At 59.4% G+C, this 16,166-nt stretch carries 18 protein-coding genes; 4 read left to right on the top strand and 14 right to left on the bottom strand.

The window, feature by feature from the left end; genetic code table 11:
* The first annotated feature begins 183 nt into the window (after positions 1-183).
* From GSQ81_RS14305 to GSQ81_RS14315, 3 genes are read left to right on the top strand one after another with little or no spacing between them, the layout of a single operon-like run.
* The gene (locus tag GSQ81_RS14305) at positions 184-924 is read left to right on the top strand and encodes a sulfite exporter TauE/SafE family protein (protein ID WP_158911366.1); all 741 of its coding nucleotides are present in this window, start codon (positions 184-186) and stop codon (positions 922-924) included.
* A 27-nt stretch (positions 925-951) separates the two neighbouring features.
* Positions 952-1,296, top strand: coding sequence for a cytochrome c (locus GSQ81_RS14310; protein WP_158911367.1), 345 nt, complete (start codon positions 952-954; stop codon positions 1,294-1,296).
* An 18-nt stretch (positions 1,297-1,314) separates the two neighbouring features.
* Positions 1,315-1,677 carry a hypothetical protein gene (locus tag GSQ81_RS14315; protein WP_158911368.1) on the top strand — a complete coding sequence of 121 codons (363 nt, stop codon included), beginning with the start codon at positions 1,315-1,317 and terminating at the stop codon, positions 1,675-1,677.
* A gap of 222 nt (positions 1,678-1,899) precedes the next feature.
* Here the strand turns inward: GSQ81_RS14315 and GSQ81_RS14320 are convergent, their stop codons facing one another.
* The 14 genes from GSQ81_RS14320 to GSQ81_RS14385 all read right to left on the bottom strand — a co-directional run bounded on the left by GSQ81_RS14320 (position 1,900) and on the right by GSQ81_RS14385 (position 15,473).
* Positions 1,900-2,655 carry a YIP1 family protein gene (locus GSQ81_RS14320; RefSeq protein ID WP_158911369.1) on the bottom strand — a complete coding sequence of 252 codons (756 nt, stop codon included), beginning with the start codon at positions 2,653-2,655 and terminating at the stop codon, positions 1,900-1,902.
* Between the two features lie 170 nt (positions 2,656-2,825).
* Positions 2,826-3,317: a biotin/lipoyl-containing protein gene (locus tag GSQ81_RS20275; protein ID WP_158911370.1), complete on the bottom strand. Its 492-nt coding sequence runs from the start codon at positions 3,315-3,317 to the stop codon at positions 2,826-2,828.
* Positions 3,314-4,828, bottom strand: coding sequence for an acetyl/propionyl/methylcrotonyl-CoA carboxylase subunit alpha (locus GSQ81_RS14330; RefSeq protein ID WP_158911371.1), 1,515 nt, complete (start codon positions 4,826-4,828; stop codon positions 3,314-3,316). The genes GSQ81_RS20275 and GSQ81_RS14330 overlap by 4 nt, the downstream gene beginning before the upstream one ends.
* Positions 4,829-4,945: 117 nt before the next feature.
* Positions 4,946-5,764 (bottom strand): hypothetical protein, encoded by an 819-nt coding sequence (locus GSQ81_RS14335; protein ID WP_158911372.1) that lies wholly within the window; start codon positions 5,762-5,764, stop codon positions 4,946-4,948.
* Positions 5,765-5,980: 216 nt separating this feature from the next.
* Positions 5,981-6,415, bottom strand: coding sequence for a biopolymer transporter ExbD (locus GSQ81_RS14340; RefSeq protein ID WP_158911373.1), 435 nt, complete (start codon positions 6,413-6,415; stop codon positions 5,981-5,983).
* Positions 6,416-6,481: 66 nt separating this feature from the next.
* Positions 6,482-6,925, bottom strand: coding sequence for an ExbD/TolR family protein (locus GSQ81_RS14345; protein ID WP_158911374.1), 444 nt, complete (start codon positions 6,923-6,925; stop codon positions 6,482-6,484).
* A gap of 183 nt (positions 6,926-7,108) precedes the next feature.
* A complete protein-coding gene (locus GSQ81_RS14350; RefSeq protein WP_158911375.1) occupies positions 7,109-7,849 on the bottom strand; it encodes a MotA/TolQ/ExbB proton channel family protein in 741 nt (246 codons plus the stop codon).
* Positions 7,850-7,970: 121 nt separating this feature from the next.
* Positions 7,971-8,696 (bottom strand): energy transducer TonB, encoded by a 726-nt coding sequence (locus tag GSQ81_RS14355; RefSeq protein ID WP_158911376.1) that lies wholly within the window; start codon positions 8,694-8,696, stop codon positions 7,971-7,973.
* Between the two features lie 116 nt (positions 8,697-8,812).
* On the bottom strand, positions 8,813-9,775 hold the full coding sequence (secF, locus tag GSQ81_RS14360; RefSeq protein ID WP_158911377.1) for a protein translocase subunit SecF: 963 nt from the start codon (positions 9,773-9,775) through the stop codon (positions 8,813-8,815).
* Positions 9,776-9,839: 64 nt separating this feature from the next.
* Positions 9,840-11,447, bottom strand: a complete 1,608-nt coding sequence (gene secD / locus GSQ81_RS14365; protein WP_158911378.1) for a protein translocase subunit SecD — start codon at positions 11,445-11,447, stop codon at positions 9,840-9,842.
* A 157-nt stretch (positions 11,448-11,604) separates the two neighbouring features.
* Entirely contained in the window at positions 11,605-11,922 is a 318-nt protein-coding gene (yajC, locus tag GSQ81_RS14370) for a preprotein translocase subunit YajC (protein ID WP_158911379.1), read from the bottom strand.
* Positions 11,923-12,095: 173 nt separating this feature from the next.
* The gene (locus GSQ81_RS14375; protein WP_254060205.1) at positions 12,096-12,509 is read right to left on the bottom strand and encodes a DUF3037 domain-containing protein; all 414 of its coding nucleotides are present in this window, start codon (positions 12,507-12,509) and stop codon (positions 12,096-12,098) included.
* Complete coding sequence (locus tag GSQ81_RS14380) at positions 12,493-13,275, bottom strand: HipA family kinase (protein WP_174237969.1); 783 nt, start codon at positions 13,273-13,275, stop codon at positions 12,493-12,495. The genes GSQ81_RS14375 and GSQ81_RS14380 overlap by 17 nt, the downstream gene beginning before the upstream one ends.
* Before the next feature lie 107 nt (positions 13,276-13,382).
* Positions 13,383-15,473, bottom strand: a complete 2,091-nt coding sequence (locus GSQ81_RS14385) for a M3 family metallopeptidase (protein WP_216846443.1) — start codon at positions 15,471-15,473, stop codon at positions 13,383-13,385.
* 89 nt (positions 15,474-15,562) lie between these two features.
* Here GSQ81_RS14385 and GSQ81_RS14390 point away from each other — a divergent pair, with 89 nt between their 5' ends.
* Positions 15,563-16,069 carry a heme-degrading domain-containing protein gene (locus tag GSQ81_RS14390; protein WP_158911381.1) on the top strand — a complete coding sequence of 169 codons (507 nt, stop codon included), beginning with the start codon at positions 15,563-15,565 and terminating at the stop codon, positions 16,067-16,069.
* Positions 16,070-16,166: the final 97 nt, after the last annotated feature.

Below are 16,166 nucleotides of genomic sequence, written 5' to 3' on the forward strand. Positions count from 1 at the left end.
AACAGCACGTCATCTCGACCGGAGCGAAGCGCAGGGGAGAGACCCCTGTATTCCACCCTTTTGCGTTACCTGCCCACTCCCTCTTCAGCCACTTAGGAGAAAGGGCAGCACGTCATCGAGCAATTAGAATAGAGAGATGAAGAACAGCCGGTTGCCCCCAAAAAAACTCTCTCTGCGAAGCAGATGATGGATGCTGCTACCTTGCAGGTGCTGGTGGTGGTGTTTCTGGCAACCTTCATCCGGTCGGCGTTCGGTTTCGGCGAGGCGCTGTTCGCCGTTCCCCTGCTGGCGCTTTTTATTCCGCTCAAAGTCGCCGCTCCGCTGGCCGTGCTGGTCTCCATTACGATTGCCGCGGTAGTCGTCGCGCAGGACTGGCGCAAGATTCACCTGCGCAGCACCGGCTGGCTGGTGGGTGCGACGCTGTTTGGCATTCCTGTCGGATTATTCCTTTTGACCAGCAGCCACCAGCAGGCAGTTAGGATTGCGCTGGCAGTCTTCATCATGGCGTTCGCGGCCTATTCACTCCTGGGCAGCAAGCCGCCCGAGTTGAAGCATGACAGCAAGGTGTGGCTGCTGGGCTGCGGCTTTGTCGCCGGAGTATTCGGCGGAGCGTATGGCATGAACGGCCCGCCGCTGGTGATCTATGGAGCGATGCGGCGATGGTCTGCCCAGCACTTTCGCGCGACGTTGCAGGGATACTTTCTTCCGGCCAGCATTATCGGTATGGCCGGATACTGGCTGGCGGGACTTTGGGTTCCGGCGGTGACGCACTATTATCTGCTGAGTCTGCCGGTGCTGCTGCCTGCAATCTGGCTGGGCCGCGTGGTGAACCATCGCCTGCATGGAGACACGTTCCTGCGTTATGTCTACGTTGGTTTGGCTGGCGTTGGCGTGGTGCTGCTGGCGCAGTCCGTGCATCGGTAGGGCAGTGGCGGATGAGAGAATAAATCTATGGTTCGAGCTTGTTTATTGCTGATGCTGGCTTGTGCGCTGGCAGGGTGTAAGTCGGTGCCTCCGCCAACGCCGCTCTCGCAGTTGAATGAACAGCAGATGCATGGCCATGCGGTATTCGAGACACACTGCAGCGCCTGCCACTATGACCGCCGCGATGCCGCGCTGCATGGTCCTTCGCTGCTTGCCGTCTACAAAAAGCCCTATCTGCCGAGCGGCGCTCCAGCGAATGACGACCGCGTGACCGCGACCGTTCTGCACGGCCATGGGCTGATGCCCGCAGCAGGAAATGACATGGACCAGCAGGATCTCGACGATCTGCTGGCCTATCTACACACGCTTTAGAGAACAGGAGCAGGAACGATGGCGGATGAGCGCAAAGCTGCTGTAGGACAGATGCTGCCGGGAGTGGCGGGAATCTGCCTGTTTATGCTGTTCCTGACACTGATGAACGTGTTTGGCGCCTTGCACAACACGTTCGGCATTGGGATGGCAAAGTACGGCGTACTGGCGCTGTGCACGCTGCTGGTAGCGGGCATCTTCGGTCTGCTGCGAATGCGGCGGTGGGGATGGGCGCTGGTGCTGGCAGGATGCGTCATGCTGTTTACCGGGGACTTCTTCTTCTTTGAGAAGACCCGCAGCGGCTTCTTCCTGATTCGGGGAATGTTCTCGCTGGTCTTTTTTCTGTACCTGGTGCGGGACGAAGTGCGTAGCCGGCTGCGTTGAAATGTTTTTTGCCGTCCTCCAGAGAGTGGAACAAGCAACGACAAGATACAGGGGTCTCTCCACTGCGCTGCGCTCCGGTCGAGATGACGTGAGTATGGATGACACAAAATTCACGTCATCTCGACCGGAGGCGTGCAGCTTCATCGCACATCGTAGCGGAGAGACCCCTGTATTTGCGTTTCGCCGGGAGCCAGAACGATCTCTGTCATCGACAAACAACCGCTAGTTGAAAGCCGCCGCCGCGGCTGCACTGACGATCAGGATCAATACCCACCATCCAATAATCGCGGCCGCTGCCTTGCCGCGGCTCACCTTCGCCACGATCGACGTCGCAAGGATGAGCAAGATCAAGGACCAGATGCCAATCACATCGAAGAAGCCAAGCGCAGCTTTAATACCCGCCCCGGCGTCAGGGAAGTAGTAGCCGAGATTTGTTCCCACCGGGTTCTTCATGTCGTAACTCTCGGCGTTGCCGCCGACGTAGAGCATCAGTATTGTCAGCAGCCCAATCAGCAGCTTCGGCAGCCCGCAGTACATCCATACGCAGAACATCTCGCCAAAAGTGGTGCGCGCGCCCAGGCCAAAGTTGAACGTCGCCCACAGACCCAGCGCGGCGATCGCGGAGAAGAGCAGGACCAGCACCGGGAAGGCATAGGACGTGTACTTGTATCCAACGCTCATGCCGTGCACACGGGCCGTACGCTGCTCCGGCGTCAGGCTGGACAGCGAGTCCTGCTGTTTGGGGCTGGCCTGGATCTGGTTCTCAACAACCCGGTCCCATCCCACCTGCGAGGTGACCGCAAAAGTCACTCCCCACGAGATCAACACAATCAGAAGAAAGGGGAGCCACCAGCTCCTGCTCCGCAAAATGTCAGTGAAGGTTTTTGAAGGAGCGATAAACGTGTCCACTACCCGCTCGACCTGAGTCAATCCCGGTCCCGTCGCCTGTTCTTCCGCCACAACTACGCCATCGCCCATAAAGGCCACCCTCGATCAGCAAGATTACGTTCGAAGGAATTGTAGCCCCGAAGCCGTAAATTAGCATGAGGATTCGCAGTCCTGGCGAGCTGGAAGTCCCCCTATTGCTTTATTTCCTCGTTTTCAACCATGGTGGAGGACTGGGTGGAAGGTGCGCAGTCAAGATCCTTTTACTCGACCACGGCCAGCACGTCGCCTGCGCCCACGGTGTCCCCCACCGCGACGGCTACACGGCCTACTCTCCCGGCCTTGGGCGACTTTAGCTCATTCTGCATCTTCATTGCTTCGATCACGATGACGCCCTGCTGCTCTGCTACCTCGTCACCCACAGCAACCAGCACCCGCACCACGCGGCCCGGCATGGGTGCCTTGATGGCTCGCGGCCCGGCAGCACCACCACTCGCGCCGCGCCGTCCCTGCAGCGATCGAGGATCACTTCTCTCGAATGCAAATCGCCTGCCGCCGATCAGCACGCCATCGCCGTCGAGAACGCAGCGGTACTGGCGTCCTTCGATCACCAGTGACATCACTCCCGGCTGCAACATGTACGCATTCGCGACGATGGCCTTGCCATCCACAACACACTCAATCGCAGCCTCAAGCACGCTGGACGGCAGATCGACCCGGCGCTTTTTTCCTTCCACCTCGAGCCAGACTGTCACGACCGCAGCCCCTCATGCCGGCCAAGAGCAGCCCATTTGCTCGCCGGAGCGCTATCCATTGCAGAGGACGATGCGAGCGGCCTCTCCGCCGCAGCAATCAGCAAAGCCGCCGCGACCGCTACGACATCGTCAGGAACCGTCGCCTCTTCTACCAGCGAAACGCCTGCCAACAGCCGCTCCAGATAGCCCGTGTCGATGCGCGCGGCACGAAAGTCCTCATCCAGCAAGATCCGCCGGAACAGGCCGATATTCGTCTTGATGCCGCCAATTGCATATTCATCGAGCGCCCGCAGCATTCGGTCAATGGCCATCTCGCGGGTCTCGGCGAAGGCTACCAGCTTGGACAGCATGGGGTCGTATTCAAGAGGCACCGTCCATCCTGCATAGACGCCGCAATCCTCGCGAATGCCCGGCCCGCCAGGCTGCGCCAGCCGCGTAATCAGGCCCGGTGAGGGAAAGAAGTTGTTCTCAGGATCTTCGGCATAGATGCGGCACTCGATCGCATGGCCGCGCAGACGGATCTCCTCCTGCTTCAGCCCCAGAGGTTCGCCCATGGCTACCCTGATCTGCATCTGGACCAAATCAAGGCCAGTGACCAGCTCGGTGACGGGATGCTCGACCTGCAAACGGGTGTTCATCTCGAGGAAGTAGAAGTTTTCAGCGCTATCGACCAGAAACTCCACCGTGCCCGCATTGACGTACCCTGCGGAGAGCGCCAACCCCGCCGCAGCCTCGCCCATTCGGCGGCGAAGGTCTTCGCCCACCACTGCCGATGGAGCCTCCTCGATGACCTTCTGGTGACGCCGCTGCACCGAGCACTCGCGCTCGCCCAGGTAGAGGCAGTTGCCATGCTCATCGGCCATGAGCTGAATCTCGATATGCCGAGGCCTCTCGATGAGCTTCTCCAGATAGACCTCACCCGACCCAAAGCTGCGCTCGGCCTCGCTGCTGGCCGCCACGTAGGCCGCAGCCAGATCCTCGGGCGCGGACACCGCGCGCATCCCCTTGCCTCCGCCTCCTGCCGCAGCCTTGAGCATCACCGGATAGCCGATCTCCTCCGCTACCAGCAGCGCCTCCTGCGTAGACGCCAGGCCAGTGACGCTGCCCGGTACACGCGGCATGGCTGCCGCATCCGCCGCCTGCCGCGCCTTCGTCTTGGAGCCGAGCACTCGCATGGCGCTCGCAGGCGGACCGATAAAGATCACTCCCGCCGCGGCGCAGGCATCGGCGAACTCCGCATTCTCCGAGAGGAAACCATAGCCGGGGTGAATAGCGTCGGCCTCTGACCGCCGCGCGATGTCGAGGATAAGATCGCCGCGAAGATAGCTCTCGGACGCAGGCGCTGGCCCCAGACGGTACGCCTCGTCGGCGTGAAGCACATGGAGCGCCGCTCGATCGGCATCGGAGTAGACAGCCACCGTCCGCAAGCCCATCTCACGGCAGGCGCGAACCACCCGCAGCGCGATCTCGCCGCGATTCGCAATCAGGACTTTTTGTATGGTCCGCCGCAAGCGGCAATTTTACCGCAGGCAGCTATCGTCTGCGCAGAGTGTCCTTGTCCTGCAACGAGAAGGGCCTCTCCGAAATGGAGAGGCCCTTCTGATGCTTCCGAACGAGGAAGACAGCGACTACATGGTGACTCCACCAGGGGTCTTCGCTTCCTTCTTCTTCTCGTTGATCTTGCGTGCGCCCAACGCCTTGTTGTTCCAGTCGTCGGCTTCTGCGAGATCAGCCTTGCGTGCCGCGTCGTCGCCGCACTCCATCTGCGCCTTGATGCGGTTGGTCAGATTGAGATAGGACATCGCCTCATCGTAGGTCGGGTTGATGTCGACGGCCTTATGCAGGTTCTGCAAGCCATCGGTGACGAGGTCCGTATTCTGGTCCTTCATCTTCTGGCAGGCACCCTTGCTCTTCTTCACGTTGCCGTTGGCGTCGTCCGTGAGACCGTCAGCCGCAAGAATCGAGATCATGTTCTTGTACGACTGCATCCAGTCCACCACGCCGATGGTGTAATACGCCTCGGGATCGTTAGGATCCAGCGCAATGACCTTCTTCTCGTACTCTTTGGCAGGCTCGAACCGCTTGATGTTGCGGTTGATCGATGCCATCTGCCGCAGTGCTGTCAGGTTGTTCGGATCATGCGCGAGGGTCGCCTGAAAACCGTCCAGGGCTTTCTGAGCAACCGCGATGTTTTCCGGTGTATCGAGGTTCGGCACCACCTGATACGAGTAGGCCGTGGCGAGATACAGCTTCGCGTCCTCGTAGTTCGGGTCGAGCGCGATCGAGTTCTGGAAGTGATTCACCGCTTCTTCATATTGAGCGTTCTTAAAGGCCTGTACACCCTTGGTGAGCTGGTCGCGTGCCTTCAGGCGGTTGCATCCAGTTACAGAACCAAGCAGCAGCGCCAGCAAAGCTGCAGTAACCGGAATCCGTGCGGTTAATTTCATGGGGTGTATCGTCTCCTTCAAAATAGGCGCGTTGATCTCTGGGACAAAAAAATGATATATCGAATTCTTCAGCTTACCCGCTTGATTGTAATGTTATACGCCCCAGCGTGGCTAGAGGACGCATCGTTTGTCTTACTAAACAGAATTTTGATAGGACAAGCAATGGGCGGCAGCTCCATAGCCACCGCCCATCGCCCGAATTTCAATACGGGCCGCTCACTGGCCTGCTGCAACCCTTGGTGTAATCATGGCGATTGTGTCGACCCCGGCCTGATGGCCAAAGTCAATCACCTCGGCTATCTTCGAGAAGTCAAGGTCCTTGTCGCCCTTGATGAACAACACCTTTTCATTTCGTGTCGCGTAGATCTGCTCCAATTGCGATTCGATCTGCGATTTATTGAAAGACGTCTCATTGATCTTGTATGCAGGAGCGCCCGCGCCATTCGACAGCACCTGAAGGACGACGGTGCGATCGTTCGGCTGGTCTTGTGTCTTGTTCTTGGGTGGCTGCGGCACCTGCGTCTGTAGGCCTCGCGGCGTTACCGGGACAATCACCATGAAGATGATCAGCAACACCAGGAGAACATCGATAAGCGGGGTTACATTGATCTCGGAAACCGCTCCGCCCGAAGTTCCAGTGCTCATGCTCATAACAAATCTCCTTGTCTACTCTGGCTGCCCGAGATGAATCGGGTCGGCCGCCTTACAAACGATGATCTACTTGCCCGTCATTACGTCGGTGTCATTGTTCTGCTCCGTGAGAAGCCCCAACTGGTTGACGCCGGCTGCGCGGATGCCATCGATAGCATCCATGACCTTGCCAAAGTTGGCGCGCTGATCCGCGCGCATGTAGACCTCTTTGTCGGTCTTCTTTTCCAGAAGTGTTGAGATCTTGGGGCCAAGGTCGTCCATAGTAACCTGGCTGGCGCCGAGAAACATCCTGCCATCCCGCGTAACAGCCACAGTGACAGCATCTTCCTTGTTGGCGTTCTCCATCACGATTGCCGAAGCGGCAGTCGGCAGGTCCACGTTGACCTTATTGTTCAGCATGGGGGTGATAACCATGAAGATAATCAGCAGCACCAGCATCACGTCCACCATCGGCGTCACGTTGATGTTTGAGTTGACCTTCTTGCCTTCATCCCGCTTATTGATGCCCATAACGTTGGCTCCGTCCGGTTTGTCCGGCTTTGCGATTTCCCTGCGGTCCTACGATCCCTGCGGTAGCACTCTGCCCTTCGAACGCCGTTCGCTGGCGGCGTCCGAAGGGCCTCGGCTGAGGCGTGATTCTCGCAGGCTTGCTTCTTGCTGCTACTTCCTAACTACATATTGCTTGATGACTCTTTACCGGTGGCTCTGCTTGATGAAATAGTCCACCAGCTCGCTGGAGCTGTTGTCCATCTCGACATCGAACGATTCCACCTTGCCGGTGAAGTAGTTGAACGTCATAACGGCGGGGATGGCGACGAGCAGACCCATGGCGGTCGTCACCAGGGCTTCCGAGATACCACCGGCGACTGCGCCGATACCGGAGGTCTTCTGGGTTGCGATCTGCTGGAAGGCGTTGAGAATACCGACGACGGTTCCGAACAGTCCGATGAACGGCGCGGTCGAACCGATGGTCGCCAGACCGCCGAGACCACGCTTCAGCTTGGCATGGACGATCGCCTCAGAACGCTCGAGAGCGCGCTTGGAGCTTTCCACCTGCTGCTCGGTGATGTTGCCGCCGGAACCGAAGCTGCGGAACTCCTGCAGGCCGGCCGTGACGACCTCTGCGAGGTGCGACTTCTTGGAGCGGTCAGCAACCTTGATCGCCTCGTCGAGACGGCCATCCTTCAACGCACCGGCAACCTTCGGCGCGAACTCGCGGGACTGCTTGCGGGCCGCCGAGAAGTACAGGGCGCGATCGATGATGACAGCTAGCGACCAGATCGACATGATGAAGAGGACGATAACGACGCAGCGGGCCAGCCAGCCCATGTTGCCCCAGAGACCGAGAACAGTGAAGCTGACCTGGGCATCGTCGAAAAAGAGACCGAGCGAAGCGGGTACGTGAGCGAAATTTGCGAGATGAGCGAGAATCACTTGGATATTTCCTCCTGGTGTAAATCTATTCTTCTGAAGCTTGACCCGTGAATCCCCCGAACGTGCGATGAAGCTTCAGGGAGGCTCACGGATAGACGATGCTGAGCCTGCAAAGGTTGTTCTAGCCGCCCATATTGAAGTTGACGGACACGGTCGTATCGACTTCCGTGGGGTCGCCATTCAGAATGTAAGGCTTATAGCGCCAGGTACGAACGGCATCGACCGCACTGGCCCGCAACATCTCCGGCCCGCTGATCACCGTCAAGTTCGTAATGGTTCCCGTCTTGGAGATGATGGCGTGCAGAACGACCGTACCGGATACATGCGCTGCGCGAGCGATCGGAGGATACGTCGGGTTGACCCCGCCGATCTTCGAGCCCGCGACCACACCGCTGGATACCCGAACCGGGCCCTTTGGCTTCTCAACGCGCACTACCGGGGCCGGCGCATTTCCGATGCCGCCCATGACGCCTCCGGGGACACCGGTGCCGCTACCCATACCACTCATACCGGCAACGCCTGCAACCTGCGGAGCAGCGTCTTCCTTCAGCATCTTGATGTCCTTGGGGATCTTGGTCGGGGCATGAAGGCCCTGGTCGATCTCAGACACCATCTTGATCGGCTTGACGATCTGCTGCGGTGGTGGTGGCGGAGGAGGCGGAGGAGGCGGAGGAGGAGCCGACAACATTGCTGTCAACGCGGTATGCGGCAGCGCGTCAGGATACAGCAGCGGAATCAGGATCATGGTCGCCACGATCAAAGCGTTGAAAATCAGCGTCCCAATCATCCAGTACTTGGACTTGGTCTTGATCTTCCCGCTGGACTCGATCATTGAATCTTCAAACATAATATGCAGCCTCTTTACTGTGAAGAAGAGCTATGTTTCTTAGACACCGCCCCGTCAGGATTTGTTCCCGCATGAGATCCAAGCCGAGATCGCACCCCGGAAACCACCCAAACGCCCTACGTTCTGGCCCGCTTTGCCGCTGGCAGAACGGCCGTCTTGCCCCGCTTTGTCCGCCACTGCTGGTACGCCACCAACATCGGTGCCGCCACGGCAATGGAGGAGTACGTCCCAATCAAGATACCGATGACGAGCGCGAAGGAAAAGCCATTCAACACCTCGCCACCAAACAGATACAGACAGAGCACGGTCAGAAACGTCAGGCCCGAGGAGATCACGGTCCTGCTCAAAGTCTGATTGATGCTCCGGTTCACCAGATCGGCCAAGGGTTCCCTCCGCGACAGCGCGAGGTTCTCGCGGATGCGGTCGAAGACGACAATCGTGTCGTTCATCGAGTAGCCGATCAGGGTGAGAATTGCAGCGATAACGGTAAGCGATATTTCCTTGTTCGTCAAACTAAACGCGCCAATGGTAATCAGGGTGTCGTGAAAGACCGCCGCGACCGCCGCCACGCCATAGATCAGCTCAAAGCGGAACCAGAGATAAATCAGCATCCCCAGCAGCGAATAAAGGGTGGCCTCGATGGCCTGTTCCTGCAACTGCTTGCCCGCCGTGGGGCCGACAATCTGGACCTGCTCGATGGTGAAGCCGGAGTCATGGTAATTGGCCGACAGCGCATTTTCGACGGCCTCACGCCCGGCATCGTGCGCGGTGTCGGACGCCGTGGATTCAGGCAGCGAGATGATGACCTTGTTGGCCGCATGACCGCTGGGATCGCTGACGCGCTGGATGGTGAAGTCGCGGACACCAGCCTGGTCCATCGCATGACGGACGTGCTCTTCGTTCGGCATCTGGGTGAAGTCGACGCGGATCTGCGTTCCGCCCTTGAAGTCGACGCCCAGCGGAATGTGATGCCAGAACGCCATGCTGAGAATGCCGGCGATCGAAAAAATCAGTGAAAATCCCAGGAAATACCACTTCTTCCCGAGCCAGTCGATATTCGGATTATGAAACAGTTCCACGCTCTTTAACCTCTTTGACTGCTAGCTTCCAGCCATTAGCTTTCTAAATCGACAGCGATGCGAGCTAAATCGACAACGATGCGCCGCGTTCTTTTCTCTCCAGAATGGCGTCGAAGATCACTCTGGACACATAGACCGCCGTAAACAGGTTGGCCAGAAGGCCGAATACCAGTGTCACAGCAAAGCCCTGTACCGGCCCCGATCCAAACAGGAACAGGATCGCCGCCGACACAATGGTCGTGACGTGAGTATCGAAGATGGTCGTCCAGGCATGGGCAAAGCCCTGCTGCACGGCGACCGGGGTGCTCTTGCCATTGCGCATCTCTTCACGGATGCGCTCGAAGATCAGGACGTTCGAGTCGACGCCCATACCAATCGTCAGGATGACGCCCGCGATGCCCGGCAGCGTGAGCGTAGCTCCTGCGAATCCCATGAAGCCCAGCAGAATCACCAGGTTGAGGATCAACGCAAGGTCCGCATTGATGCCAGCGCCCTTGTAGTAGATCAGCATGAAGATCATGACCGCCAACATACCGGCAACGGCGGCGATAACGCCCTGACGAATGGAGGCTGCACCAAGGCTCGGGCCGACCACGCGCGTCTCCAGATAAGAGATCGTGGCAGGCAGTGCGCCTGTGCGCAACATTAACGAGAGGTCCGAAGCCTGCTGCTTGGTGAAGCCGCCCGTAATCTCGCCGCTGTCGCGAATGGCGCCGTCGATCCCGGCAACTTCCTTCACCTTGTTATCCAGCACGATGGCCATCGAACCCGGCGTCGAGCTGCTCTTGCTGTGCGTGGAGGTGTACTTGTAGAAGCGGTCCCCGGCCTCTGTCGTCAGGGTGAAGTGAATGTTTGGCCGGCCGTTCTGGTCGGTGGAGGGCTGCGCGTCGCGGAAGTCCGTACCCTCGACCTCGCTGGTGCGCTTCAGCAGCCAGACCTGGTCAGGCATACCGGCAGACCCCGATCCGAGCATCAGCACGGAGTCCGGCGGAATGGCTCCGTTATTGGCCTGCAGCGCATCGGCATCGGTGCCGTAGGGGCCGCCCGAAACCGCATGGATCGACAGCTTGGCCGTCGATTGAATGACGTCTTCCACCTCGGCAGGATCCTTCACGCCCGGCAGCTCGACGAGAATCTCGTTCTCGCCCAGGCCGTACTTCTGAATCTGCGGCTCAGTCACGCCCAGCTTGTCGATGCGCGCGCGAATGGTGTCGATCGACGTATTGAGCGTCCGCGTGTACAGGTCGGAGATCGCCGACTGCTTCATCGTCAGCGTCGAGTTGCCCGCGGAGTTGGTGGCCACATCGTAGTTGGCGTAGTCGTTGCCCTGAATCACGCCACGCGCATCCCCCAGCTTATTCGGCGAAACTCCGCTGATCACGATGGTCTCGGGGTTCGCAGGATCGGTCTTGCCGACCGTTGCCCCGGTGATGCCGGCCTTCTGCAGGTCGGCTTCGAGCCGCGCGACGTCATGATCGGTCGTCGAGGTTAGAGCCTCGGAGACGTGCACTTGCAGCACAAGGTGGACGCCACCCTTAAGGTCGAGCCCTAGATTGATATGCCTCAGAATCGACTGCTTCAGGCCACCATGCGGTATGCCAAGGAAGCCGAAGACGAAGACCAACAGTATCCCTACGATGAATGCCGCCTTAGCGGTCAGATTCTTGCTCATGATCTTTATTGAAGGTGCGGCTGGCAGGGCCATGTTGCTGCTCCGCCATCGTCATCCTTGTTTCTTCCTCGTCCGTAAATTAACGGTTGAATCTCTGCCTGCTCAAACTGTGTATTTCCTGCGCGCATTCCAGCGCGCACCGGGTGCCCTGCAAATTCTATGCTGCCGGGGTGTCGGTCGTCACGGCGGCGACGGCCTGCTTGGCAAACTCCAGCTTCACTCCGTCAGGCTGCACGCGCAGAATAAGACCGTCATCCTTCACCGTGATGATGGTTCCCTTGATGCCGCCATTGGTGGTGACACGGTCGCCGGGCTTCAGCTCCGACAACATGTTCTGCCACTTTTTCTGCTTCCTCTGGTTCGGCACGATCATCAAAAAGTAAAGCGCGACAAAGAACAGGATCGGCAATGCCAGTCCGCCCAAATTGCCCAGCCCGAATCCACCTGCCGCACTCTGCAACCACATTGCCAGCATCAATAAAACTCCGTTCCACCGCTTAAAAATTGCAGCCTGCGCCGTTTGAGAACGTGCACAACCGAAGCGCTCATACCGACGCAGCTTCGCGATCAGGCCATAAAAGGGTGCCTAGCCCCTAAGCATCGCGTAACCGTCCGCCTCTGTCAAGGCGACGACGGCGCGAACACACATCAAGCCGTGCCAAATCCGGCTTGCCCTGCCAGCAGCCGCCGCGAAAGCTGCTCGATCGTCTGTCCCAGCGTCAATGCCGGAGCCTCGCACAGTCCGCTGTGCACAGGCGAGACCTGGATGATCGTGCTGCGCGGCGAGACCAGCCAGTGAAACCGCTCGCGCTGGCTCAACCGCGCAATCGGCCCAGCCGACGGATCACCCGCACAGATCTTAGGAATCGCCTCCAAGTGCTTGCGTACCAACTCGATATCGATCTCCGGCCACAACGCCTTCAGCCGCGCCTCATCCACCTGTACCCGCGCCTCAAGAAAGCGGTGTTCGAGGCAGAAGACAATGACGCCCGCATTGATAAACTCACCCCGCTCGACGCGCGGCACCACACGCACGACGGCGTAATCAAACGAGCTGGGCACGGGCACGGATCGCCTCCTCAACAAAATTCGATGAACCGTTCAGCCGTCGCGTGAAGAAGTCGAGATACACCGCCCGCTTCTCCGCCGCACTCAAATCCTTCGCCTCAGGCAGCAGCCAGGCCTCAGGAACATCCTCAAGAATCGCAGCGAAGACCTCTGCATTCAACAGCTTGTGCGCCGTGGCATCAGCCTCCGGCAACGTACTCGCCCAGGGCAGCAGAATATGTTGCTTCGCCTGTGCGAACGGATTCTCCGCCTTGTCCGCCATGCTCTTCCAGTCGTGATGAAAGTAGAGCGCTGCGCCATGGTCGATGAAGTAAAGCTCCCGATGCCAGCACAGCAGGTTCGCGTTGCGTGGCGTGCGATCCACATTGGCCACAAACGCGTCGAACCACACCGCAAGCGACGCCGTCTCCGCATCCGCAGTGTCTCCCGCTGCCGGATCGAACATCGACGACCCCGGCAGATAATCCAGCGCCAGGTTCAGCCCGACACTCGACCGCAGCAGATCGCGAATCTCCTGATCCGGCTCGTTCCGTCCCAGCGCGGCATCGACCTCCACCAGCACGAGCTCAGGAACGCGCAGCCCCAGCGCACGGCCAATCTCGCCGGCAACCAGCTCTGCCACCAGCGCCAGCGGGCCTTGTCCCGCGCCGCGAAACTTCAACACATACAGGCCCAGATCGTCCGCCTCGATAATCGCAGGCAGCGATCCGCCCTCGCGCAGCGCCGTAACGTACTGTGTCGCTCGAACCGTTCGAATCATTCCCTCACACAGTAGTGACTAAAATTACCGCCGACCAGCGGGAGGCCCAAGGCGAAGCCGGTACACACCCCACGAAGTGGGCGCCGCCCGCGCAGGGCGCACTCTCCTCACTTGGTCTTTGGCGCAGTCTGAAACTCCACCATCATCCAGCTCTTCAAAGCATCGATACTCTGCGTACGCCCCATAAAATCCTTCACCAGGACCGCAGCAGGTTTCGTCGCGCCCGGCTCCAGCACCGACCTGCGATAGCGCATCGCTGTAGGCCCATCGAGCAGGTTGCCCTTATCGAACTGCGCAAAGAAATCCACCGCAATCACCTTGTCGAGCACGTAGGTGTAGTAGTTCGATGCATATCCGGCCAGATGCGTGAAACTCGTGTACATGCGGTCGCCATCGACAAACGTGAACGGCGAAAACCGCTTCGTATCCTCCTGCAGCAGAGCGTCGAAGTCCACATCCCCCGGCTGACGATCATGCAACTGCAAGGCATAGTTGGAGTACAGCAACTGCCGCTGCACCCAGCGCCCGCGTCCATAGGCATCGGCAGCGTTCATACGTTCGAACAGGGGAGCTGGAATCGTCGCGCCGGTCTTATAGTCCTTGGCAAACGAAGAGATGATGGTCTTGTCGCGGAACATCTCCTCCAGCATCTGCGACGGAGCCTCGACAAAATCTCCCTCGACGTTGAAGCCGCCCTGACCCGACCAACGCCCCTGTCCACCAAGCACATGATGCATCAGGTGGCCAAACTCGTGGAAGAACGTCACCACCTCGCTGTACTCCATCAACCCCGGATCACCCGCCGTGCCACCGGAGAAGTTGCAGATCAGCGCACCCTCAGGAAGCTGCCGCCCGCGAATCCCCGGTACCAGCGGAGCGCTCGAGAACCACTTGTCCTTGCCCTCGCGCGGGTGCATGTCGAGATAAATCCTGCCCAGCTTCTTCCCTGCGCCCGGCTTCGCAGCGTCGAAGACATCGAAGACCGCCACCGAGGCGTCCCACGTCTTCGCGTCCGTCACCGGCCTGAACTCGACATGGAACAGCCGCGCCGCCGTCTTCAAAATCCCCGCCTGCACCTCGTCGTAGGGGAAGTAAGGCCGCACGCTCTGCGCATCGAAGTCATACTTCGCACGCCGATACTGCTCCGACCAGTAGCCCGCATCCGCATCCGAGATGCTGGTCAGCCCCGGCTGCTGCTTCTGCGCAAACTCCAGGAGCAACGAATACTCCCGCTTGCCGATGTCCCGAGAAGCATCGTCCACCTGGTTCAGAAATACCTTCAGATTACTCGCCGAGCCGATCATCTGGTCCGCCGTCGCCAGATCCGCATAGGTGGCATAACCCAGCGTGGTCGCCAGCTCCTGCCGCGCCTCCAGAATGTCCTTCAACACCGCAACGTTCTTCGGATAAGCCCGCTCGGTATAAGCAAGGAACATGCGCTTGCGCAGGTCGGCGTCTTTGGCAAAGCTCATCACCGGTGTGCTGTCCGGCGAATCCGTCGTCAGCGTATACGATCCATCAGCACCGGGCTTGTGCCGCGCAATATAGTCGGCGGGCAGCCCATCGAGCTGCGCCTTCGTCGCCGTTACCTTGCGCACATCGTCGGCGATGTTTCTGCCGAAGACCAGCGTCGTCTGCGTAATACGGTCCTGCAACTGGCGAATCTTCGCTCGCGTGGCATCGTCCTTGTCCACACCCGAGAGGCGATACTCCAGCAGTGTCCGCTCCAGATAGTGCTTCGTCGCCGGATCATTCGCAGGCAGCGGCACCGCAACCAGCGCCTGATAGACCTTCTGGTTCAAACTCAGGTCTGTCCCCGCAGTGGAGACGATCGCGACCATCGCCTGCCCCTTGTTGCGCAGGTCCGCCGAATCGCCCACCGCAAACATCAGGTATGCCTCGTTGCCCGCGATCGCCAACTCATTCTGCGCGTCGTCGAAGGGCAGCAGCGTGTTCTCCACCGTGTGCGCTCCCTCGACCGAGGTCACCTTATCGATATCGGCCTGCGCCGCCGCCAGCCGCTGATGCACCCACGCATCGAGCGACGCCGGATCGCTACCTGCATTCCATGCATGAAGCGGGTCCGCGGCCTGCGCTGGCGCTGCACTCGAGAGCGCCACGATCAGCGCCCCCGCTCCGGCGATCCACAGACCACCACGAACGAATTGATTACGTCGCGACAGGAAATCAATGGCCACATAAGCCTCCTCATGTAAAAAGGTTGGAGCTGCAAATACTTTCGTTCCGCGAGTATATCGCCGCGAAGCAGCCGAAAAGGAATTAACCGATGGCTATCCACGAAGACCTCGCTATCATCGTCCGGCAGGAAGCCGACCTTGTCTTTCCCGCCTTCGATGCAGAGACCGCATGGCGGCTTGGCCTCTCCCTGCGCGAGCTCGCCGTCACTCGCGGCCACTCCATCGTCATCGACATCCGCCGCTTCGGTCAGCCTTACCAGCCGCTCTTCTACACCGCGCTCACCGGCACCACGCCCGACAACGCCCGTTGGGTCCAGCGCAAATCCAACGTCGTCGCCCGCTTCCACCGCAGCTCCTACCAGCTCGGCCTCTACCTCAAGCACAACAACACCACGCTCGCCGAAAAATACTCGCTGTCCGACGCCGACTACGCCACCCACGGCGGTAGCTTCCCGATCCACGTCGCCGGAGCAGGCATCATCGGCTCGGTCACCGTCTCCGGCCTGCCGCAACGAGAAGACCACAACCTCGTCGTCGAAGCCCTCTGCCTCGAACTCGATCACGACCACGCCACCCTGCGCCTGCCGCCCGAGTGAAAACTTAGCCCCAATTTAGAGATAACGTGCCCCAATAAAAGCACGTCATCTCGAACGGAGCGAAGCGGAGTGGAGAGACCCCTGTATTTCGTCCTTT

The sequence above is a fragment of the Granulicella sp. L56 genome, assembly GCF_009765835.1.
Taxonomy (GTDB): domain Bacteria; phylum Acidobacteriota; class Terriglobia; order Terriglobales; family Acidobacteriaceae; genus Edaphobacter.